17 protein-coding genes and 1 pseudogene are annotated in these 20,870 nt (G+C 72.4%); 8 read left to right on the forward strand and 10 right to left on the reverse strand.

Going from position 1 to position 20,870, the window contains the following annotated elements; genetic code table 11:
- Positions 1-2: 2 nt before the first annotated feature.
- Positions 3-2,894, reverse strand: a complete 2,892-nt coding sequence (locus ACWC97_RS31625; RefSeq protein ID WP_450653048.1) for a DEAD/DEAH box helicase — start codon at positions 2,892-2,894, stop codon at positions 3-5.
- A gap of 302 nt (positions 2,895-3,196) precedes the next feature.
- Here ACWC97_RS31625 and ACWC97_RS31630 point away from each other — a divergent pair, with 302 nt between their 5' ends.
- Together ACWC97_RS31630 and ACWC97_RS31635 are read left to right on the forward strand one after the other, a co-directional pair.
- Positions 3,197-4,300 (forward strand): acyl-CoA desaturase, encoded by a 1,104-nt coding sequence (locus tag ACWC97_RS31630; RefSeq protein ID WP_450653050.1) that lies wholly within the window; start codon positions 3,197-3,199, stop codon positions 4,298-4,300.
- 85 nt (positions 4,301-4,385) lie between these two features.
- Positions 4,386-4,568 (forward strand): hypothetical protein, encoded by a 183-nt coding sequence (locus ACWC97_RS31635; RefSeq protein WP_385217027.1) that lies wholly within the window; start codon positions 4,386-4,388, stop codon positions 4,566-4,568.
- Between the two features lie 151 nt (positions 4,569-4,719).
- On the opposite strand, the gene ACWC97_RS31640 is transcribed toward ACWC97_RS31635, so the two are convergent.
- On the reverse strand, positions 4,720-5,580 hold the full coding sequence (locus tag ACWC97_RS31640) for a hypothetical protein (protein ID WP_450653053.1): 861 nt from the start codon (positions 5,578-5,580) through the stop codon (positions 4,720-4,722).
- Between the two features lie 169 nt (positions 5,581-5,749).
- Between ACWC97_RS31640 and ACWC97_RS31645 the strand changes: the two genes are divergently transcribed.
- Positions 5,750-6,652 (forward strand): oxygenase MpaB family protein, encoded by a 903-nt coding sequence (locus ACWC97_RS31645; RefSeq protein ID WP_450653055.1) that lies wholly within the window; start codon positions 5,750-5,752, stop codon positions 6,650-6,652.
- A gap of 28 nt (positions 6,653-6,680) precedes the next feature.
- Here ACWC97_RS31645 and ACWC97_RS31650 read toward each other — a convergent pair.
- From ACWC97_RS31650 to tatA, 3 genes and pseudogenes are all read right to left on the reverse strand, one after another.
- Positions 6,681-6,902: pseudogene (locus ACWC97_RS31650) on the reverse strand (SAM-dependent methyltransferase); the annotation flags it as partial.
- 85 nt (positions 6,903-6,987) lie between these two features.
- Positions 6,988-7,563, reverse strand: a complete 576-nt coding sequence (locus tag ACWC97_RS31655; protein WP_352280347.1) for a TerD family protein — start codon at positions 7,561-7,563, stop codon at positions 6,988-6,990.
- Positions 7,564-7,722: 159 nt separating this feature from the next.
- Positions 7,723-8,013 (reverse strand): Sec-independent protein translocase subunit TatA, encoded by a 291-nt coding sequence (gene tatA, locus ACWC97_RS31660; protein WP_450653057.1) that lies wholly within the window; start codon positions 8,011-8,013, stop codon positions 7,723-7,725.
- 194 nt (positions 8,014-8,207) lie between these two features.
- Here tatA and ACWC97_RS31665 point away from each other — a divergent pair, with 194 nt between their 5' ends.
- The gene (locus ACWC97_RS31665) at positions 8,208-9,692 is read left to right on the forward strand and encodes an LCP family protein (RefSeq protein WP_450653059.1); all 1,485 of its coding nucleotides are present in this window, start codon (positions 8,208-8,210) and stop codon (positions 9,690-9,692) included.
- A 24-nt stretch (positions 9,693-9,716) separates the two neighbouring features.
- On the opposite strand, the gene ACWC97_RS31670 is transcribed toward ACWC97_RS31665, so the two are convergent.
- Genes ACWC97_RS31670 through ACWC97_RS31680 form a run of 3 tightly spaced genes read right to left on the reverse strand, consistent with a single transcriptional unit; the run spans position 9,717 to position 13,376 of the window.
- Entirely contained in the window at positions 9,717-10,268 is a 552-nt protein-coding gene (locus ACWC97_RS31670) for a GNAT family N-acetyltransferase (RefSeq protein ID WP_352280350.1), read from the reverse strand.
- Entirely contained in the window at positions 10,265-13,027 is a 2,763-nt protein-coding gene (mgtA, locus tag ACWC97_RS31675) for a magnesium-translocating P-type ATPase (RefSeq protein ID WP_450653062.1), read from the reverse strand. The genes ACWC97_RS31670 and mgtA overlap by 4 nt, the downstream gene beginning before the upstream one ends.
- A complete protein-coding gene (locus tag ACWC97_RS31680) occupies positions 13,011-13,376 on the reverse strand; it encodes an ArsR/SmtB family transcription factor (RefSeq protein ID WP_450653064.1) in 366 nt (121 codons plus the stop codon). The genes mgtA and ACWC97_RS31680 overlap by 17 nt, the downstream gene beginning before the upstream one ends.
- Before the next feature lie 211 nt (positions 13,377-13,587).
- Here ACWC97_RS31680 and ACWC97_RS31685 point away from each other — a divergent pair, with 211 nt between their 5' ends.
- The 3 genes from ACWC97_RS31685 to ACWC97_RS31695 all read left to right on the forward strand — a co-directional run bounded on the left by ACWC97_RS31685 (position 13,588) and on the right by ACWC97_RS31695 (position 15,785).
- A complete protein-coding gene (locus ACWC97_RS31685) occupies positions 13,588-14,001 on the forward strand; it encodes a roadblock/LC7 domain-containing protein (protein ID WP_450653066.1) in 414 nt (137 codons plus the stop codon).
- A 115-nt stretch (positions 14,002-14,116) separates the two neighbouring features.
- Positions 14,117-15,322, forward strand: coding sequence for a DUF6397 family protein (locus tag ACWC97_RS31690; RefSeq protein WP_450653068.1), 1,206 nt, complete (start codon positions 14,117-14,119; stop codon positions 15,320-15,322).
- Positions 15,297-15,785: an N-acetyltransferase family protein gene (locus tag ACWC97_RS31695; protein ID WP_450653070.1), complete on the forward strand. Its 489-nt coding sequence runs from the start codon at positions 15,297-15,299 to the stop codon at positions 15,783-15,785. Before ACWC97_RS31690 ends, ACWC97_RS31695 begins: the two co-directional genes overlap by 26 nt.
- A 42-nt stretch (positions 15,786-15,827) precedes the next feature.
- Here the strand turns inward: ACWC97_RS31695 and ACWC97_RS31700 are convergent, their stop codons facing one another.
- Entirely contained in the window at positions 15,828-17,969 is a 2,142-nt protein-coding gene (locus ACWC97_RS31700; protein WP_450653072.1) for a SpoIIE family protein phosphatase, read from the reverse strand.
- A 260-nt stretch (positions 17,970-18,229) separates the two neighbouring features.
- On the opposite strand from ACWC97_RS31700, the gene ACWC97_RS31705 reads away from it, so the two are divergent.
- Positions 18,230-19,300, forward strand: coding sequence for an enoyl-CoA hydratase/isomerase family protein (locus ACWC97_RS31705; RefSeq protein ID WP_450653074.1), 1,071 nt, complete (start codon positions 18,230-18,232; stop codon positions 19,298-19,300).
- A 77-nt stretch (positions 19,301-19,377) separates the two neighbouring features.
- On the opposite strand, the gene ACWC97_RS31710 is transcribed toward ACWC97_RS31705, so the two are convergent.
- Complete coding sequence (locus ACWC97_RS31710) at positions 19,378-20,856, reverse strand: rhamnulokinase (RefSeq protein WP_450653075.1); 1,479 nt, start codon at positions 20,854-20,856, stop codon at positions 19,378-19,380.
- Positions 20,857-20,870: the final 14 nt, after the last annotated feature.

Here is a 20,870-nt window from a genome sequence, read left to right on the forward strand (position 1 = left end):
GTTCATCGTGCGCCCCCTCGCAGCTCCACCAGCTCGGCCAGTTCCGCGTCGGACAGTTCGGTCAGGGCCGCCTCGCCGGAGCCCAGCACCGCGTCCGCGAGACCCTGCTTGCGGGCCAGCATGTCGGCGATCCGGTCCTCGACCGTGCCCTCGGCGATCAGCCGGTGCACCTGGACCGGCTGGGTCTGCCCGATCCGGTACGCGCGGTCGGTGGCCTGTGCCTCGACCGCCGGGTTCCACCAGCGGTCGAAGTGCACGACATGGCCGGCCCGGGTGAGGTTGAGGCCGGTTCCGGCCGCCTTCAGCGACAGCAGGAAGACGGGTGCCTCGCCCGCCTGGAAGCGGCCGACCATCGCCTCGCGCTCGGCGACGGACGTGCCGCCGTGCAGGAACTGCGTACGGATCCCGCGTGCCGCCAGGTGCCGTTCGAGCAGCCGGGCCATCCGCACGTACTGGGTGAACACCAGCACGCTCGCCCCCTCCGCCAGGATCGTGTCGAGCAGCTCGTCGAGCAGCTCGACCTTGCCCGAGCGGTCCGCGACCCGCGGCTCCTCCTCCTTCAGATACTGCGCCGGGTGGTTGCAGATCTGCTTCAGCGCGGTCAGCAGCTTGACGACGAGACCGCGCCGGGCGAAGCCCTCGGCGCCGGAGATCGCATCCAGGGTCTCGCGCACCACCGCCTCGTACAGCCCCGCCTGCTCGGCCGTCAACGACACCGTGCGGTCGGTCTCGGTCTTCGGAGGCAGCTCCGGCGCGATGCCCGGATCGGATTTGCGACGCCGCAGCAGGAACGGCCGCACCAGCGCGGCGAGCCGTTCCGCGGCCGCCGGGTCACCGCCCTCCACGGCCCGCGCGTAACGGGTGCGGAAGGTGCCGAGCCGGCCCAGCAGGCCGGGGGTGGTCCAGTCGAGGATCGCCCACAGCTCGGAGAGGTTGTTCTCCACCGGGGTGCCGGTGAGCGCCACCCGGGCCCGTGCGCCGATCGTCCGCAGCTGTCTGGCCGTCGCCGAGTACGGGTTCTTCACGTGCTGCGCCTCGTCCGCGACCACCATGCCCCACCCGGTCTCCGCGAGCCTCGCCGCGTCGAGCCGCATGGTGCCGTACGTGGTGAGGACGAACTCGTCGTCCGCCAGCGAGTCGAGGCTGCGCGCGGAGCCGTGGAAGCGGCGTACGGGGGTGCCCGGCGCGAACCGCTCGATCTCCCGCTGCCAGTTCCCCATCAGTGAGGTGGGGCAGACCACCAGCGTCGGCCCGGCGGCGGATTCGACGGTCCGGCGGTGCAGATGCAGCGCGATCAGCGTGATGGTCTTGCCGAGTCCCATGTCGTCGGCGAGGCAGCCGCCCAGCCCGAGCGAGGTCATGGTGTGGAGCCAGTTCAGCCCGCGCAGCTGGTAGTCGCGCAGGGTCGCGTCCAGGGCCTCGGGCGGGCCGATCCGCTGCTCGGCCCCGTCCGGATCGGCCAGGCGCCGGCGCAGCCGCTCCAGCCAGCCGGTGGCCTGCACCTCGACCCGGCGCCCGTCGACCTCGGCGGAGCCGGTGAGGACGGCACCCAGGGCATCGATCGGGGCGACCTTGCGGTCCTGGGTCTCGCGGGCGCGCCGGGCTTCTTCCGGGTCGATCAGCACCCACTGGTCCCGCAACCGCACCACCGGCCGGTTCGCCTCGGCGAGGCGGTCCAGCTCGGCCCGGTCGAGCCGCTGGTCCCCCAGCGCGAACCGCCAGTCGAACGCCAGCAGCGCGTCGGCGGAGAGCAAGGTGTCCGCCCCGGACTCCGTACGGGCCGCGCCGCCTCCCTCCTCGTCCCGCTCCTCGTCGGGCGGTCCGATCACGGCACGCGCGGTGAGCTTGCGGGCCAGCTCCTTGGGCCAGTGCACCTGGACACCGGCCGCGGCCAGAGCGCGTCCGGCGGGGCCGAGGAGCTCGACGAGTTCGTCGTCGGCCGGTTCCACGGCGTCGGGGACCGAGGCGGACAGCAACGGCGACAGCGGGGGCCAGGCGCGGGCGGCCCGGCGCAGTGCCAGCAGCACGTCCATCCGGGCGCGCGGCCCGAACGCGGCGGCCGTGCGCGCGTCACCCGCCCACACCTCCACGGCGTCGGCGACCAGCGCGGGGTCGCTGACGCTGTGGATCTGGAGCACCACCCGGAAGGCCGGGCCCCCGGCCCGCTCCGTGTCGACGCCGTCCGCCTCCGGTGCGGTGAGGCCGGAGACCTCCACCCGCAGCGAGAGGCGTACGCCCGCGTCGTGCCCGGCCGCGACGTCGGCGGCCCAGGCCCTGTCGCCGGGCAGCCGCTGGGGCTCGTCCGCGGCGAAGGCGGGGCCGCCGCCGGCCGCCACGGCCGCCGGGGTCCTGGGCAGCCCGTCCGCCACGGCGTCGAGGAACGCGCGCAACAGCCGTTCGGGCCCGGGGAGCAGAAGAGGCTGCCCGGCCGGACCGTCGATCGGCACGGCGTGGGCCGACGGCGGCATCGAGGCCGCGAGCGTCCGGATCAGCGCCTGGTCGTCGGCGGTCAGCGGGCCGACCCGCCAGGCTTCGTGATCGGTGGCGCTCAGCCCCGGCAGCAGCAGCCCCCGGGCGGCGAACTGAAGGGCGAGGAGCGCGGCCGCGCCCCAGAAGGCGGCCGGGGCGGACGCGTCCGCCGAAAGGCGCGCACGCGTCAGTACCGGCAGCGCCTCCCGGACCGGGAGGAGCCGTGCCGGTACGGCGTACGGCCGTGCGTCGGCGTCGACGACGGTGAGCTCCTCGACGGCACCGGGACCGTCGGGGGGAGCGCTGCCGTCCGGACGCCAGAAGGCGATCCGGCCGGTACGGGCGGGGTCCCCCGGGAGGAAGACCACGGAGCAGGCGGAGAGTGCGGAAACCTCGGAGAGCGTTGCGGCAGGAAGTCTGTGCACAGCGAAGCCGAATTCCTCAAATTTGACTAGTGGGATGTCGGGGCGTCGGGGGCGCCGAGGGTACCCCACCCCCGCCCCGCGACGTGAGCGCGATCGCTGTGACATGCGACATGTTCCGGAGCCCCTGGCTGTGCCCTCATGCCGGAAGGCGCTCTTCCGGGACGCCGGGGGTAGAGGCAGCACCCCCTGGGGGAAGGGGGGTTGCCCCCAGGATTCCGGGGTGCTGGCGCCATGGTCGACGCATCGGTGACAGCCCTACGTTTTTCCAGGTCAACGCAGCTTTTCCAGAGACCGGAGACATCATGCCCCAGGCCATGGCCGACACGGCGGGAGCCACCCGCGACGGTGCGGCAAGCGCTGCGGAAGATCCCGCCACCACGCCTGCGGCAACCGGCGCGGAGGAAACCGCTCCGCCCCGGGGCAGCGACTTCGCGCCCCTGCTCAGGGCGGTCAAGGGGCAGGGGCTGCTGGACCGGCGGACCGGCTGGTACGCGACCGGCATCACCGTCAACCTGGCCGCACTGGCCGCCGTGATCACCGGGATGTTCCTGCTCGGCGACACCTGGTGGACGCTGTTCCTCGCGCTGCCGCTGGCGGTCTTCTGGTCGCGCACCGCGTTCATCGGGCACGACGCCGGACACGCCCAGATCACCGGCGACGGCCGGGCGTGCCGGGCCATCGGCCTCTTCCACGCCAATCTGCTGCTCGGTATGAACGAGGCGTGGTGGAACGACAAGCACGTCCGCCACCACGCCAACCCCAACCACATAGACAAGGACCCGGACGTCGCCGTCGGGGCACTCGTCTGGACGCGGCACCAGGCCGCCCGGAGGGCCGGCTTCGCCCGCTGGCTCACCCGTAACCAGGCCCGGCTCTTCTTCCCGATGCTGCTCCTCGAAGGCATCGCGCTCAAGGTCTCCGGCTTCCAGTACCTGCGACGGCAGCCCGCCCGGGAGCGCCTGCTCTCGGCCCTGCTCCTCGTCGCCCACCTGGGCCTCTACGCCGCGCTCCTCCTCGCCGTCCTGTCGCCGGGCAAGGCCGTCGCCTTCGCGCTCCTCCACCACGCGCTGTTCGGCCTCCATCTGGGCATGGCCTTCGCGCCGAACCACAAGGGGATGGAGATGCCCGACCCGGACGGCGAACGATGGGGCCACCTCCAGCGCCAGGTCCTCACCTCCCGCAACGTACGCGGCAGCGCCCTCACCGACTGGTTCCTGGGCGGGCTGAACTACCAGATCGAGCACCACCTCTTCCCGAGCATGCCCCGGCCCCATCTGCGGCTGGCCCAGCCCCTGGTACGGGCCCACTGCCAGGCACTGGGCATGCCGTACGCGGAGACGGGACTGGTCGAGTCCTACCGGCAGGCGCTGCGGCACATGCACGAGGTCGGCGAACCCCTGCGCTGAACGTCCGTCACTCCTGGAACCGACGGACACGCACAGGCGTTCTCACAGCAGATGCGGCTTCGGGCCGTGAAGGAGGATACGGACGATGTCGAACAGCGCGAAGATCGCCATCGGGGGAGTGCTCGCCGCGGTCGTCCTGATGCCGTTCATCGGCTTCTGGCTGTCGCTGCTGGTCCTGGTCGGAGTCCCGGTCGTCGGCTATCTGCTGCTGGATCCCGGGCAGCGGCGCAGACTCCGCCGGATCACGCGTAAGGAGATAGGCCGCTGAGCCGGGGGAAGGGCCCCGAGCAACGCGGGGCCACCGACGCGGTCCCGCCCCATGGACGGCCGACGCGGTCCCGCCCCATGGACGGCCGACGCGGTCCCGCCCCATGGACGGCCGACGCGGTCCCGCCCCATGGACGGCCGGCGGGGGCCGGTCAGGCGGGCCGGACCGCCAGCGCGTCCAAGGCCGACAGCAGGCCGGGCAGCTCGGCTCCCCGGCCGACCGGCAGCACCTCGCCCGGCTCCTCGTCCAACAGCACGAAGGCGATGTCGTCGGTCCTGGCCACCAGGGACCAGCCGGGGCCGTCGGCGCGCAGCATCCGCGCGTCCTCCGTGGCGAAGGAGGATCGGACACGGCCGGGCGGCGGCGGGGAGTCGACGTACTCCCGGGCCTCCGCGAGCACCCGGCGCACCCCGGGGTGCGCACCGGACGAGGCCCCGGAGCCGGCCTCACTCTCACCCTTTACCTCAGGGTGAGAGTCCGGTGCCGGTGAGGCGGGGGCGAAGTCGGTCGCGTCGTCGATCTGCTGCCGCCACGCCGCCCACTGGTGGGCGATCTCGTCCGCTCCCATGCGCCGTTGGGCGGGCCCCCACGTCTCCGTGTCCGGCGGCGACAGCGGCGCACGATCGGCGCCCTCGGCCTCCGGATCCGGTGCGGGATCGTGGGGCGCGGCCACGCCCGGTGCGGCGACCGCCAGCGGGAGCGGCCAGCCCGGCAGCGCGCAGACCACCGACCGGTCGTCCGGGGACAGGTCGTACTCCATGCCGCAGTCCCAGGCCGCGATCGCCACGGCGACCAGCGACACGTCCTCGACGACGACGGTCCACCGCGCGCCCGCGCCGTCCTGCCCGAGCACCAGCCCGTACCCCTCGGCATACGGCTCGATGCCGAGCACCGCACACGCGGCCGGATAGTCGTCGCCGAGCGCGGTCGGGAACTGCGCAGGGGTGAGCAGCGCCGCGGTCAGCACATACAGCGCGTCGTCGTCGGCGACCGTGTCGTTCGGCGTGGCCACAGCACCCTCCTCGTCGGTCGTCCTTGGGTCGTCGGCGCACCTTAACGACTGAGCGCCCCGTGCGTCGAGGCCGCAGAGCCCGGTGAACGCGGGCCTCTCCGTATCCCCGTGAGAACCACCCCGGCGCGGCTAGAGTTGGATCTCCGGCCGACGAACAGGGGGCAGCGCGGTGAAGCGGTACGACCGGCTGAAGGAGATCCAGCGTCTCGACCCGGAGCGCGACTTCCTGCGCATCTACCGGATCACGGCGACCTACGAGTTCCCCTGGGACCTCGCCCGCGCCCTCGAACTGGCCCTCTACCGCACCTACGCCGTGCCCAGCATCGGCCGCCTCCTCGCGCGGACCGCCGAGCTGACGGACCGTTCACAGAAGCGCTACGACGACACCGCGCTGCTCCTCGACACGGTCCTGGAGCACGGCTTCGACAGCGGATCGGGCCGCACGGCGCTGCGCCGGATCAACCAGATGCACCGCAGCTACGACATCGGCAACGACGACATGCGCTATGTGCTCTGCACCTTCGTCGTGACCCCGAAGCGCTGGCTCGACAGCTACGGCTGGCGCAGGCTCTCCGACCACGAGCTGCGGGCCTGCGCCGCCTACTACCGGACCCTGGGCGGCCACATGGGCATCAAGGACCTGCCCCAGACCTACCAGGACTTCGAGCGAACCCTCGACGCCTACGAGGCGGAGCACTTCGGCTGGGACGACGGCGCGCGCCGGGTGTCCGACGCCACTCTGGACCTGATGGGTTCCTGGTACCCGCGCCCCCTGGCCCCCGTCGCCCGCAAGGCCGCCCTCGCGCTGCTCGACGACTCCCTGCTCCGGGCCTTCCGCTACCACCGCCCCGGCCCCGCGGCCCGGAATCTGACCCGGGGCGCCCTGCGGCTCCGGGCCCGGGTGATGCGGCTCCTGCCCCCACGCACCCACCCGCACTACGCCCGGCAGAACCCTGAGGTCAAGGGTTACCCGGACGGCTACGAGGTCGCCGAGCTGGGCACGTTCCCGCGCCCCGGCGTCGGCGGCTGCCCGGTACGGCACCAGCACCGCCCCGGCGCCCCGGCGGAATGACCACGAGGGTACGGGGGAGAGGCCAGGGCGTCCGCGCGGCAAGGGCGAGGAAACCGCCGTCCTCATCGGTGTACGCGTCGAGCTGTAAGCCCGAACGCGCCAGCAGCGGGCGGGGGTTGGGCCCGGCCCGCAGATCGCCGTCGGTGGCCGGGCGGCCGTGGCGCGCCGCGAGGGCGGCCCGCCCGATCGGGTGGAGGGGTGCCGGCCGCCGTTCCGGTCGCACCACCCGGGCGAGCTTGGCCGGGTCGTGACCGGGCGCGGAACGGCGGCCGTAACGGGCCTGGCCCCCGAGGAAGGGGCGGGCCCGCGACGGCCGCCCGTCCCGCGCCGCCGCCTCAGACGTTGACGCCGTAGTCCGACGCGATTCCCGCGAGGCCGGAGGCGTACCCCTGGCCGACGGCGCGGAACTTCCACTCGCCGCCGTGCCGGTAGAGCTCACCGAAGACCATGGCGGTCTCCGTCGAGGCGTCCTCGCTGAGGTCGTAACGGGCCAGCTCCACACCGTTCGCCCGGTTGACGACACGGATGAACGCGTTGCGGACCTGGCCGAAGCTCTGCCCGCGGCTCTGCGCGTCGTGGATCGAGACCGGGAAGACGATCTTGGCCACGTCGGACGGGACCGTCGCCAGGTCCACGTTGATGGACTCGTCGTCACCCTCGCCCTCGCCGGTGAGGTTGTCGCCGGTGTGCTGGACCGAGCCGTCCGGGCTCGTGAGGTTGTTGTAGAAGACGAAGTGCAGGTCGGAGAGGACCTTGCCTGACTCCGAGCAGAGCAGCGCGCTCGCGTCGAGGTCGTGGTCGGCGCCCGTCGTCGTCCGTACGTCCCAGCCCAGGCCGACCGTCACTGCGGTCAGGCCAGGTGCCTCCTTCGACAGGGAGACGTTGCCGCCCTTGGCCAGGGTCACACCCATGAAACATCCTCCATTGATCCAGTGGTCCAGCGGTTCGGTGACGGAGCCTCGGCTGTCGTCACCAGGTCAACGACGGCATCGTGACCATGGTTCCCATGCTTGCGCAAGCCGTGAAGTGATCGTTCCGCGAGATGCTTCCCGCGGGGGTGGTGCGGAGTGTTACGCGGTCGGTTCGGTGCGGGCGGTGCGCGGGTCGGTGTGCGGCGCCGTTGTTCCACCGATCACCTGCGCGCCGGTGCGGGCGGTCTGCGGTTCGGTGCGAGGCGTCTGCGCATCGGCCCCTGGTGTCGGTGTGTCGGTCTCCTTCATGGCCTTCGCCTCACTCTTCAGGATCCGCATGGATTTGCCCAGGGCCCGGGCCGTGTCCGGCAGCTTCTTCGAGCCGAACAGCACGATCACCACAATCGCCACGATCAACAGGTGCCAGGGTTCGAGGCCGTTTCGCAACATGGAGGGTCTCGCCCTTCCTTTCGGTTCTTTGGCCGGAGTTTCCGCCCCGCGCCGACTGGCAGTGCTTCAGGCTGACTATGGGCAGGTCCGATGATCCACTTGGGCACCGACACTTGCTACATTGCGCAACTGTACAACCATGAGGGGGTGGCGCACGTCCTCCCTCATGGAAACCGGACGGATGGGGTGGGCCGATGGCGGGACGTCGGAAAGCGGCAGCGAGCAGGGGCGCGGTGCGACTGAGGCGCACGGCCCTGGTCGGGACATCGTTCATGGTGCTGCTCGTCGCGGGCGCCGGATGGGCCTACCTCAAGCTCGGCGGCTCCATCGACACCTTCAGCGCGGACGGGATCTCGGACAACCGGCCGCCCGGCTCCGCGCAGGGGCAGAACGTCCTGGTCATCGGGTCGGATTCGCGCTCGGGCGACAACAGCGGTCTGGGTGGTGGCACGGGCGAGGTGGGGCGTTCCGACACGGCGTTCCTCCTGCACGTGTACGGTGACCGCGAGCACGCGGTGGCGGTGTCCATCCCCCGTGACTCGCTGGTCGACATACCGCCCTGCAAGGGACGGGACGGCGAGTGGACCGAGCCGCAGCACCGCGTGATGTTCAACTCGGCGTTCACGGTGGGGGAGACCGCCGAGGGCAATCCCGCCTGCACCCAGAACACCGTGGAGCAGCTCACCGGTCTGCGGGTGGACCACACCATCGTCGTCGACTTCGTCGGCTTCTCCGCACTGACCTCGGCCGTCGGCGGCGTCCCGGTCTGCCTGCCCAATGACGTCTATCAGCGGGACCTGAGCCCGAAACGCCCCACCCGGGGCGAGAAGATCTTCTCCAAGGGGCGGCAGACCGTTTCCGGACAACGGGCGCTCGACTACGTCCGGCTGCGGCACGGAATCGGTGACGGCTCGGACATAGGGCGTATCAAACGGCAACAGGCCTTCGTCGCCGCCCTCATCAAGAAGGTCAAGTCCAACGGGCTGAACCCCACCACACTGCTGCCGCTCGCCAACGCGGCCACCGACGCGATGACCGTGGACCCCGGACTCGGATCGGCGGACAAGCTGCTGTCCTTCGCCCTGTCGATGAAGAACGTCGACCTGCACAACACCAAGTTCGTCACCGTTCCCTGGCGCTACGAAGGCCCACGTGTCGCGATCGTCGAGCCGGACGCCGGTGCCCTCTGGGCGGCGCTCAAGGCCGACCGCACCATCGACGGGAAGGACGCCAGCGGCAAGAAGTCCGACAGCGGCGACGGTAAGGGAGGCAACCCGGGGGCCGCCGCGAACGCCCCGGTCTCCGGCAGGGGCATCAGCGTCGCGGTCTACAACGGCACCACGACCCCCGGCCTCGCCGCGCAGGCGACCGAGCTCCTGCGCTCCCGGGAATTCACCGTCACCACCACCGGCACGGCGAGCAGCCAGGACCACGCCACGACCGTCGTCGAGTACGGGCCGGGCCTCCGGGAGCAGGCCGAGACCACCGCGCGGCTCTTCGCCGGAGCCAGGGCGGTCGAGTCCACCACCCCTGGCATCCAGGTCATCCTGGGGACCTCGTACGCCCAGAACCCCACGGCCGCCCCCGGGGCGACCGCGCCCACCACCGTTCCCCCCACCGTCGCCGACGAGGGCCGGTCCGCCGACGACGACCCGTGCGCCAACCTCTCGTACGGCTGACGATCCCCCCAGGGACCGGCCCGGTCAGCGCGACGGCCCGGCCAGCCGGAGCCGCAGAACCGGGTGACGGGGCGGCGCGAAGCCGTACGACTCGTACAGCGCGGTCCCGTCCCCGGTGGCGTTCAGGGCCACCTCGGCGACGGAGGTCTCCGTGCGGAACCAGTCGAGCAGGGCGTCGAGACAGACCCGGGCGTGACCGAGACGGCGGCGACGGGGGTCGGTGCTGACGTTGAAGACGTGCCCCTGGAGGCCGCCGAGGTTCGTCGGCCCCGGGGCACGCGCGTCGCACGCCCCTGCCGCGCCGGAGACCACACCGAGCTCGGGATCGTCGACCAGGAACGCCGCGAACAGACCGGGCCGCCCCAGTCGGTCGGTGAACCAGTCGGCCGAGGCCGCCCGCCACGGCGCGTCGGGGCCACCGGTCTCCACCCCCATGCCGTCCAGCATCAGCCCCCGCAGCCGCACCAGCGCCGGCACGTCGTCGAGCGTGGCGCGACGGGCACGTGTCCCGCCCGGGCCAACGCGCTCCGCATGGCCACCGGGCTGCGTCGAGGGGTGGGTGTGCGGTGGGCTCATGACTGGCTCCACTTCCGTTCGTAGCGGTTGCGGGCCGCCCGCAACGCGGCCGCGTACAAGGTCAGCACCGATGCCAGCAGCAGGTAGTACAGCGGCGGCAGCGCGCTCATGCCCAGCAGTCCGCCGAACGGCGTGAGCGGCAGCAGCAGGCCGACCACCGCGAGGCCGCAGGCGGCCATCCGCAGCGGCCCCCCGCCGCGACCGCCGGCGGCCCGACCGCCCGTGCGGAGCAGCAGCATCACCAGGGCCTGGGTGAGCAGGTTCTCGGTGAACCACCCCGAGTGGAAAGCCTCCTGCTCGCCGGAGGCCGTGGAGCCGTGCAGGGCGATCGCCAGCACCGCGAAGGTCGCCAGGTCGGCGGTGGCGTTGATCAGCCCGAAACCCGTGATGAACCGGAGGAAGTCGCGTGGCCGGAGCAGCGCGGGCCGGCGCAGCACCTCGGCGGCGGGACGGTCGAAGGCGAAGGCGAGCTGCGCCACGTCGAAGCAGAGGTTCTGCACCAGCACCTGCGCCGGAAGCATCGGCAGGAACGGCAGCATCAGCCCCGCCGCCAGCATCGCGATGACATTGCCCAGGTTGGACGAGAGCGTGATGCGCAGATACGTCGCGATGTTCCCGCTGGACCGTCGTCCCGCGGTGATGGCGTCGTCGATCGCGACGAGGTCCTTCTCGGCCAGCACCACGTCGGCGGTCTCCCGCGCCACGTCGACCGCGTCGCGCGGGCAGATCGCGACATCCGCGGCATGCATGGCAGGCAGGTCGTTGACACCGTCCCCGAGGAACCCGGTGGTCCGCCCGGTGGTGCGCAGCGCGGAGACGATGCGGGCCTTGTGCTCCGGAGTGCACCGGGCGAAGACCGTGGCCCGCTCGGCGGCCTCGGAGACCTCCGCGTCCGACAGCGCGTCGAGCCGCTCGGCGGGTACGACCTCGCCCGGATCGAGGCCGAGGTTCCGGCAGGCCCGGGCCACGGTGCCCGGATCGTCGCCGGTCAGGACCTTGACGTCGACCCCCCGGTTCCGAAGCGCGGCCAGCGCGCCGGACGCGCTCGGCGCGAGCGCGTCCCGCAGCGTGACGAAGCCGAGGAAGACCAGCCCCCGCTCGTCGGACGGGGTGTACGCGCGCGCCCGGGCAGGCCGGTCGGTCCGGGCCACCGCGAGCAGTCGCAGTCCGCTCGCGGTCTCCCGCGCGGCGAGCGCCCGCAGCCGGCTCCGCTCGGTCTCCTCCAGCACGCACCGTTCCAGCACCGCCTCGACCGAGCCCTTGGTCACGAGGGTGTGCACCCCGAGCCCGCCCGGGCGGCGGACGACCGCGGTGGAGAGGCGGCGCGCCGGATCGAACGGCAGCGCCGCGACACCGTCGTACGCGGACCAGTCCTCGCCGCGTTCCTCGGCCGCGTCCAGCACCGCTTCGTCGAGCGCGTCGGGGGAGGGCAGGTCGGCGAGCTCCAGCGTCCACAGTGCGTTGGCCGCGGCCCAGTGCAGTACCTCGGGGTCCTCCCGGCCCGAGGCGTCCAGCGCCTGCTCGACGACCGGGCGGTCCTGGGTGAGGGTCCCGGTCTTGTCCACGCACAGCACGTCGACGGCACCGAGATCGTGCAGCGCGGGCAGCCGTTTGACGATGACCCGGTGGTCCCTGGCGAGCAGCGAAGCGCCCCTGGCCAGCGCGGTCGTGACGATCACCGGCAGCATCTCCGGCGTGAGCCCGACGGCTACCGCTACGGCGAACGGAAGCGTCTCCAGGCCCCGGCCGCGCAGCGCCGCGTTGGCCATCAGGACCAGCGGCGGGGTCAGCAGCATGAAACGGATCAGCGTCCAGGAGATCCCGTGCACCGACCGGTCGAAGGCGCTGGCACCGCGTCGACGGGCCGAACCGTCGTAGGCGGCGGCGAACCGGGTGTCCCCGCCCGTGGCCGTCACGACCGCCGTGGCGCTGCCGGAGGCCACGCTGCTGCCCTGGAAACAGAGCTCCGGCCGGGTGAACAGTCCTTCGGGGCCGCCGTGCGCGTCCCTTGTGGAGCGCGGTCGTGGCACCGGTTCGACGGGATGCTTGGCGACCGGCACCGACTCGCCGGTGAGGGCCGACTGGTGGACGGTCAGCCCGCTCGCCCGCAGCAGCCGCACATCGGCGGGTACGAGATCGCCGGCGGCGAGCCGGATCAGGTCGCCCGGGACCAGCTCCGCGACGGGCAGTTCACGGGCCTGCGGTGCCGCGTCCGGGCCGGTGCGGCGCAGGACGGTCGCGGTGGTCGCGACCAGCGCACGCAGCGCGGCCGTCGAACGGTCGGCCCGGTGCTCCTCCACCGAGCGCAGCAGGCAGCTGACGACCACGAGCACCAGCGTGACGCAGGCCGTTCCCCAGGAGGACACGGCCGCCGAGACCAGGCCCAGGCACAGCAGCACGGAGGTGAAGGGGTCGCGCAGGCTCCGCAGGAAACGCCGGGGCCAGGAGACCGGGCGCCAGGCGGGCAGGACGTTCTCGCCGCAGCGTACGAGCCGGTCGGCGGCCTCTTCCTCCAGCAGCCCGCGCGGACCGCTGTCCAGTGAACGGAGCACCTGGAGAGAGGTGGAACCGGCTTCCGTCCCGGCGGTCGGGACGGAAGCGGCAGCGGCAGCGGCGGCGGGGGCCGGGGCTCTCCGTGTTCCCGGCAACGGCAGGACCACGGCGGACGGGCCGTCGTGACCGGCGCCGGCGGGGAGGGTGCTGGTGGGGTCTGTGCTGCCGGGACCTGCGGCGGCACTGCTCTCAGGCACCGAGTCCACGGAGGCGTGAGGGCGGTGCGGGGGCGTGCCCGGCGCGCTCGGCGAGCTGGCCGACCATCAGCCGGACGACGGTCACCACGTCGGGGTCGTCGACCAGATACACCTGGCGGCGGCCTTCCCGCCGGGAGCGGACGAGTCCCGCGAGCTTGAGCTTGGTCAGATGCTGGCTCACCGACGGGAGCGTGCCGCCCACCCGGTCGGCGAGACCGGTCACATCGCTCTCGCCTTGGGCGAGAGCCCAGACGATGTGCAGCCGCGCGGGCGTCGCCAGCAGGCCGAAGGCCGCGGCGGCCTCCGCCAGCACCTCCGGGGGCGGATCCTCGAAACCGCCATCGGCAGCTGTCGGCACTCTTCGCTCTCCCTGTCCGCTTCCGCTCCGCGTGGCCCGGGCGACACCGTCGTCCGTCCGTGCGGTCCGTTCGTGTCTTCCGTTCCCGAAGCGTCCAGTGTAGGTGCCGGACCAAGCCACATGAGAGAGGAGTCCTTGCCCCCACGTGACCGGTGCGTAAGGCTTGTACCAACGGGGCACGGGGAACGTATGAGCGGGGAGGAGCGGGGAAATGGCGCTGAACAGGGGACTCGACTGGCTCCTTGACGATCTCACGAGCAGGGTCGAGTACATACGGCACGCGCTGGTGCTGTCGAACGATGGACTCGTCACGGGCGCGAGCGCGGGTCTGGCTCGCGAGGACGCCGAGCATCTGGCCGCCGTCTCATCCGGTTTGTACAGTCTCGCGCGGGGATCGGGGCGCCACTTCCGGGCCGGTAGGGCTCGTCAGACCATGGTGGAGTTCGACGAGGCGATGCTCTTCGTGACGGCGGCCGGCGACGGCAGTTGTCTCTGTGTGCTGAGCGATGCCGAGGCGGATGTCGGACAGGTCGCGTACGAGATGACGCTGCTGGTCAACAGGGTCGGCGAGCACCTGGGCGTCGAGGCACGGCAGTCGGAGGAGGAAGAGGACGACCGCGCCTGACCGGTGCGGCGGTATCCGGCCGGTCGTCGGAGTTATCCACAGGCCCGACGGGCGGATCCTCTTCGGGGTTACGGTGCTCACAGAGAGTAACCGAAACCTCGTGGGGGAGAGCGACATGGCTGTTGCCGAAGAAGCGCGGACAGAAGCGGCCGGTCCGGGGGCGGGCGGCGCGGCCGCCGAAGGCACGATGACGGTGGGTGCGGCGGCGCGCGAACTGGAGCTGAAACGCGGTGAGTTCGTGATCGCCGCGCATCTCGGGCTGATCCGCTTGAGCTCCTCGCGGGACGGCAGGCGGTCTCGGGTCGGCTGTGGTGAGGTCGAACGCCTCCGGTCGCAGGAGGGCTTTCCGGACGTCCTGCGAGCCAGGGTGCGCACGGTCGGCACGGCGCAGGGGGCCGAGCAGCTCGGGATCAGCCCGGACCGGTTCACCAAGCTCGCCCGCGCGGGATGCCTCACGCCCATCGCGTTCTATCTCAACCGGTACCGGGCGGTCGTCTGGCTGTATCTCGCCGACGAGATCGCGGACTTCGGCGCGCGGGAACCACGGCTCCTGGAAGGCCGGAGTCCGGCGTGGCTGCTCGGCCGACTCGCGGACGGCGCCGACTGCCGGGCGCGCAACTGGCGTTCACGGCGGGTCGAGCGTCTGTGCGGTCTGACGGAGGATCCGTGGGCCCGCGCGGCCGTGCTCGCGGAGACGCTGGACCCGGTGCAGTTGGCGGAAGTGGTCGACGATCCCTACGAGCGGGCCTACCTCGCCAGGATCGGGCCCGAGCCGGTCTTCGGTCCGGTCGGGCCGCCGTGGGCGCGCGAGACCATGGCGCGCCTCATGCAGGCGGACGAGCCGGACGAACTGCTGTGGCGGCGGGTGACGCTGATCATGGAGTTGGACCATGCCAGGGATGTCCGGCCGGCCCCGCGCCCGGACGGTGCGTGGCGCGACCTCTCCCCTGTGGGCCCGGAAACCGGGGGCGGTGCACCCGGGCAGCATGCTCGGGCCGAAGCCGAAGCCGAAGCCGAAGCCGAAGCCGAAGCCGAAGCCGGTTCCGATGCCGAAGCCGGTTCCGAGGCCGTGCCGTGTGAGGAGGCGGACCGGGGCGTGGCGGGCCCGATGGCACCGGCGGGCGGTGGACTGCTCGCCCGGATCGGCCGGTTCCGTACGCGCAGGGCGGCCGACCGCCGGCGCGTCGGGCCACGGCGTGCGTCGGTGGGGCGGCCTTCGGGGGCGACTGCCGTCCGTGACCGCGGGGCGCGCAAAGCGCTCGCGTGCGGAGAGCGGGCACGGCATCCTGACCCGCATGATGATCAGGGAAGCCACACCTGAGGACTGGCCCGCCATCTGGCCGTTCTTCCATGAAATCGTCGCTTCGGGCGAGACGTTCACCTACCCGCTGGACCTCGGGCAGGAGGAAGCCCGCTCCTGGTGGCTCCTCCAGGCCCCCAACCGGACGGTGATCGCGGTCGACGAGGAGGGGACCGTCCTCGGCACGGCCAAGATGAACAACAACCAGAGCGGCAACGGCGCGCACATCGCCAGCGCCAGTTACATGGTCGATCCGGCACACGCGGGGCGGGGCGTCGGGCGGGCCCTGTGCGAACACACCCTGGAGTGGGCGCGTACGGAGGGGTTCCGGGCGATGCAGTTCAACGCGGTCGTCGAGACGAACGTGAACGCCGTCAGCCTCTACCGTTCGCTCGGCTTCGAGATCCTGGGAACGGTGCCGGAGGGGTTCGAGCACCCGAGGGAGGGATTCGTCGGACTGCACGTCATGCACCGCCGTCTGTGATCCGGCCGCGCCGATGGCGGCCCCGGGCGCTGCCGTGCTGGATCAGGGCCGCCCGGCGGTCGGGGAGGACGGCGGGGGAGTACCGGAGGGCCGGGCCGGCGGGCCGATCTCGCACCAGACCGCCTTGCCCTCGCCACGCGGCTCGATCCCCCAGCGCGAGGCCACGGCGTCCAGCAGGAGCAGTCCCCGGCCCGACGTCGCGGTCTCGCCCGGGCTGCGCCGCCTCGGCCAGGCGCTGGAGCGGTCCTGCACGGACAGCCGGACCCTGCGCACGGGCTCCGGCAGCACCTCCAGGGTGAGAACCGCGCCGCCCTCCGTGTGCAGCAGCACGTTCACCAGCAGCTCGCCGGTCACCAACTCGGCGTCGTCCGCGAGTTCGGCCATGTCCCAGTCGGTCAGGGCCTGGCGCACGATGCTCCGGGCGTCGGACAGCCCCTCCGGGTCCGCCTGGTGGATGTACTGATGCAGGCGGGGCGCCCTGGGCGACCCGGGGTCCGGGCTGCGGCGGAGCACCAGGAGCGCCACGTCGTCCCCCGAACCCCAGCGTTCCCAGAGCTGGTCCGAGAGGTGGTCGGCCAGCGCCTCGGCGCCCGCAGGTCCCACGCTCACCTCATGGATAAGGGCCCGCACACCCACGTCGATGTCGGCCCCCGGCTCCTCCACCAGACCGTCCGTGTACAGGACGAGCGTCTCGCCCGGCACCAGGTCCAGCCGGGTCTCGGGATACTCCTCGTCCCCGAAGTCCGTCGAAATGCCCAGCGGCAGACCTCCGCGCACCTGCGGGCTGCCGACCCGGCCGTCCATGTGCCGGATCAGCGGGCCGAAATGCCCCGCCCGTACCACGCGTACGGTCCCCGACGCGAGATCGACCTGGGCGTAGGTGCAGGTCGCGAACCGGTCCGTGTCCAGCTCCGCGAGGAAGCGCGAGGCGCGGGCCAGCACCGTGGAAGGAGGGTGCCCCTCGCCCGCGTACGCGCGCAGCGCGATGCGCAGCTGGCCCATGATGGCCGCCGCGTGCGTGTCATGGCCCTGCACGTCGCCGACCACGATCCCGAACCGCTTGTTGGGCAGGGCGATCACGTCGTACCAGTCGCCGCCCACCTGGCGTCCGCTCCAGGCGGCGTGGTAGCGCACCGCGATCTCGCCGCCCTCGATCTCCTGGATCCGTCGCGGCAGCATCGCTGACTGAAGCCCGGTGGCGAATTCGCGTTCCTCGTCGAAGAGCTTCGCGCGCTGGAGGGACTGCGCCACGATGGCGGCCAGTCCCAGGCAGAGGTTGCGTTCGTCCGCGTTGAACGAGGTGTTCTCCCGGTAGAAGAGGGCCAGGGTGCCCAGGGGGCGGGCCTGGGCGACGAGCGGGAGATAGGCGGCCGCCCGGAACTCCAGCCGGCCGGCGTGGGGGGCGAGCGCGGGGTAGCGCTCGATGAGCGCCGCGACGGAGGTCAGGAAACGCGGCCGGCCGTCGAGCACGGTGTCCGCGAGTGGAAACCGGCGGTCCAGCCCGGCGCCCCCGACCCCGTCGATCGCCTCCACGGAGTCACCGCTCAGCACGAGGACGCTCAGCGAGGTGTTCTCGACCAGGGCGAGCGCCACGCCGTCCGCCCCGAGCCGGGTCAGCGCATCCGGACCGGTGAGCGCCGCGGTGACGTCGTCGACGGTCACCGCCCGCGACAGCGCATTCGTTGTCCGTTCAACGATGCTGGTCTGGCGCTGGCGCTGCCTCTCCAGGTCGAGCATGAAGGCCGAATGGGTGACCTCCGCGGTGGCGTCCTGCACCACCCCGACGACCCGGTGCGGCCGACCGTCGTCATGGCGCAGGATGCGGGCCTGGATATGGGTCCACTGGTCCCGCCCGTTCTCCATCGGCACCAGGAAATGGACACTGCAGGAACTGCGCCCGCTCCGGACCGCTTCGTCGATCGCCATGTCGAGACGGGTCCGCTCCGACTGTTCCAGTAGGTTCAGCACCGTATCGGGCCGTGAATCGAAGGTCTGGGGGTTCAGGCCGAAGACGAGCAGCCCGGCGTCGTCCATGTCCAGCGTCCCGGCCTCCACGTCCCACTCGAAGCTGCCCGTCCGGTTCATGGCAAGCCGCTGCGCCGTCCCGATCTCACTGCTGTGCACCCTCTCGAACAGCAGATGCGACGGGACGGAGGTGCTCGGTTGCTGGTCGTGATCGGTCATACCTGCTCCGGAAGTCGCCGGGCGGGGCTGCCGGTCGGCGCGGCCCGAACGGGGTCACTCAATTGTCGAACCGGTCCCCGCAGGTTGCCACAGCGGGCACCGGGCGAATTTCTCCGGCCGGAGAACGGCGGCGGCCCCGCGTGCCCGGACCCGATCCCCACCCCTGCCGCCCCGGTCCGCACACCGCACCGGAGAATGGCGGCGGAAGGATCGCCCGCGGACAGCGAGCGAACGGCACAGGGGCTGACCGGAGCGCAATCATGAACCACGAAGATCCCGTTCTCCTGCACGACGAGGGGCGTGTCCGCCACATCACCCTCAACCGGCCACGTGCCCTGAACGCGCTGAACCACGAGATGGTGGCGCGTCTCGATGCGGCGCTGGCCGAAGCCGCGGCCGACGACACCGTCATCGCCGTCCTGATCACCGGCGCGGGCGGGCGCGGCCTCTGCGCCGGTGGCGACATCCGGTCGATCTACGAGGACGCCAGGGCGGGCGGCAGCGCGTCGACGGAGTTCTGGCGCGACGAGTACCGGCTCAACGCCCGTATCGCCCGCTTCCCCAAGCCCTACGTCGCGATCATGGACGGCATCGTGATGGGCGGCGGCGTCGGCGTCTCCGCCCACGGCGACGTCCGGGTCGTCACCGAGAACTCGCGCATCGCCATGCCCGAGACCGGCATCGGCTTCGTGCCCGACGTCGGCGGCACCCACCTGCTCGGCGCCGCCCCCGGCGAACTCGGCATCCATCTCGCGCTCACCGCGGACGCGGTCGGCGCGGCCGACGCACTGCTCTGCGGGCTCGCCGACCACTTCGTCCCGTCCGAACGCCTTGCCCCGCTCGTCGCGGACCTCGCCGGATGCGACACGGCGGCGGGGATCGAGGAGATGGTCCGCCGTCATGCCGCGCCCGCACCGGCCGGCGAACTGGCCGCGCACCGCGAGTGGATGGATGCCTGCTACCGGGCGGACACCGTCGAGGAGATCGTCGACCGGCTCGACGGCAGCGGCATCCCCGCCGCCAAGCAGGCCGCCCGGACGATCCTCGGCAAGTCCCCGACCGCGCTGAAGGCGACCCTCTCGGCGGTCCGCAGGGCACGCGGTCTCGGCAGCCTGGAAGCGGTGCTCGACCAGGAGTACCGGACCTCGTGCGCGGCTTTCACCCGGCCCGACCTGGTGGAAGGCGTACGAGCGCAGATCATCGACAAGGACCGCACTCCGCGCTGGAACCCGGCGACCCTCGCCGAGGTCACCGATGAGGACGTGGCCTCCTTCTTCGCCCCACTGGGTGACCGGGAGCTCGGCCTCGCCCCGCCCGTGACGACGGACTGAGCCCCACGGCACGCCCGCATCCCGTACGCGGCGGTCCGGCCCGGCCGCACGCGGGAGCGGGGCCGGTCGGCACCGGTTCAGCACGCGTGCAGCCGGGCGGCGGCCCCGTCCCAGGCCCGCTGGTCCCCCTGCGGCACGTAATGGCGCAACTCCTGTGTACGGGACACCAGTCGCCGCATCCCGGCCAGGTCGCCGACCAGACCCCGGGCACGGGCCTGCACCAGGATGTTGCCGAGCGCGGTCGCCTCGGCCGGGCCGGCGGTGACGGGCAGACCCGTGGCATCCGCGGTCCACTGGCACAGCAGCTCGTTGCGCGATCCGCCGCCCACCATGTGGATCCGGGTCACCTCCTGGTCGGCGAGCGAGGCCGCCTCCCTCAGGGTCCTGCGATGGGCCAGCGCCAGGCTCTCCAGCACGCACCGGACGTACCCTCCCGGGCCGTCCGGCGCCGCCTGCCCCGATGCGGCGAGCCGCTCGTCGATGCACGACACCATGTCGTCCGGTGCGAGGAACGCCTCGTCGTCGGGGTCGACCAGAGCCGCGAACGGCCGGGCGCGCGCGGCGGCCGAAAGCAGCTCGCCCAGCCCAGGAGCCCCGCCCCGCCGCTCCCAGGACCGGCGGCACTCCTCCAGCAGCCACATCCCCATGATGTTGCGCAGGTAGCGCACGGTCCCGTCGATTCCGCGCTCATTGGTGAAGTTGGCCGCCCGGGACGCCTCGGTCAGCACCGGTGACGCCAGCTCCAGTCCCGCCAACGACCACGTGCCGCAGGACACATAGGCGAACCCCGGCCCGGTGGCGGGCACCGCCGCCACCGCCGACGCCGTGTCGTGCGAGGCGACGACCGTCACCGGCGTAGCGGCCGGCAGACCCGTTTCCGCGGCGACATGCGGCAGCAGCGTCCCCGCCGGGTCGCCCGGCTCACGCAACGACGGGAACCAGGAACGCTCCAGGCCCAGACGGCCCATCAGCCCGTCCGACCAACCGCCGGCCGAGGCGTCGAACAGACCGGTCGTCGACGCGTTGGTGACCTCGGCGCCCACCGACCCGGTCAGCCAGTACGTCATCAGGTCGGGGATCATCAGCACCGTCCGGGCCGCACCCCACTGCGCCCCCGTACGGTGGGCCGCGAGCTGGAACACCGTGTTGAACGGCAGGTGCTGCACACCGCTCACCGCGTACAGCTCCCGCGCCCCGCACACCGCGAGCACCCGCTCGGCCGCCCGCGCGTTCCTGCCGTCCCGGTAGTGGAACGGCAGGCCGAGCAGGGCTCCGTCCGCGTCGAGCAGACCATAGTCGACCGCCCACGAGTCGATGCCGACGGAGGCCACCGGGCCACCGCGCGCGGCGGCCCGCAGCCCCTCCAACACCTCCCGGTACAGCCCGAGAACGTCCCACCGCAGCCCGTCCGGCAGCCGCACCGGCACGTTGGCGAACCGGTGCCGCTCGCGCAGCGCCAGCAGCTCCGGGCCGACCCGACCCGTGATCACCCGGCCGCTGGTCGCGCCGAGGTCCACGGCGGCGAAGACCGCGTCGCGCCCCGGTGTCACAGCCATCGGCATCCCCGTCC

The organism is Streptomyces sp. NPDC001108 (assembly GCF_053598535.1).

Coding starts and splice junctions, on each gene's coding strand:
- ACWC97_RS31710 (WP_450653075.1), bottom strand. CDS start 20,856: ATGGCTGTGACACCGGGGCGCGACGCGGTCTTCGCCGCCGTGGACCTC.
- tatA (WP_450653057.1), bottom strand. CDS start 8,013: ATGTTGCGAAACGGCCTCGAACCCTGGCACCTGTTGATCGTGGCGATT.
- ACWC97_RS31695 (WP_450653070.1), top strand. CDS start 15,297: ATGATGATCAGGGAAGCCACACCTGAGGACTGGCCCGCCATCTGGCCG.
- ACWC97_RS31685 (WP_450653066.1), top strand. CDS start 13,588: ATGGCGCTGAACAGGGGACTCGACTGGCTCCTTGACGATCTCACGAGC.
- ACWC97_RS31670 (WP_352280350.1), bottom strand. CDS start 10,268: ATGAGCCCACCGCACACCCACCCCTCGACGCAGCCCGGTGGCCATGCG.
- ACWC97_RS31690 (WP_450653068.1), top strand. CDS start 14,117: ATGGCTGTTGCCGAAGAAGCGCGGACAGAAGCGGCCGGTCCGGGGGCG.
- ACWC97_RS31700 (WP_450653072.1), bottom strand. CDS start 17,969: ATGACCGATCACGACCAGCAACCGAGCACCTCCGTCCCGTCGCATCTG.
- ACWC97_RS31630 (WP_450653050.1), top strand. CDS start 3,197: ATGCCCCAGGCCATGGCCGACACGGCGGGAGCCACCCGCGACGGTGCG.
- ACWC97_RS31665 (WP_450653059.1), top strand. CDS start 8,208: ATGGCGGGACGTCGGAAAGCGGCAGCGAGCAGGGGCGCGGTGCGACTG.
- ACWC97_RS31655 (WP_352280347.1), bottom strand. CDS start 7,563: ATGGGTGTGACCCTGGCCAAGGGCGGCAACGTCTCCCTGTCGAAGGAG.
- ACWC97_RS31635 (WP_385217027.1), top strand. CDS start 4,386: ATGTCGAACAGCGCGAAGATCGCCATCGGGGGAGTGCTCGCCGCGGTC.
- ACWC97_RS31705 (WP_450653074.1), top strand. CDS start 18,230: ATGAACCACGAAGATCCCGTTCTCCTGCACGACGAGGGGCGTGTCCGC.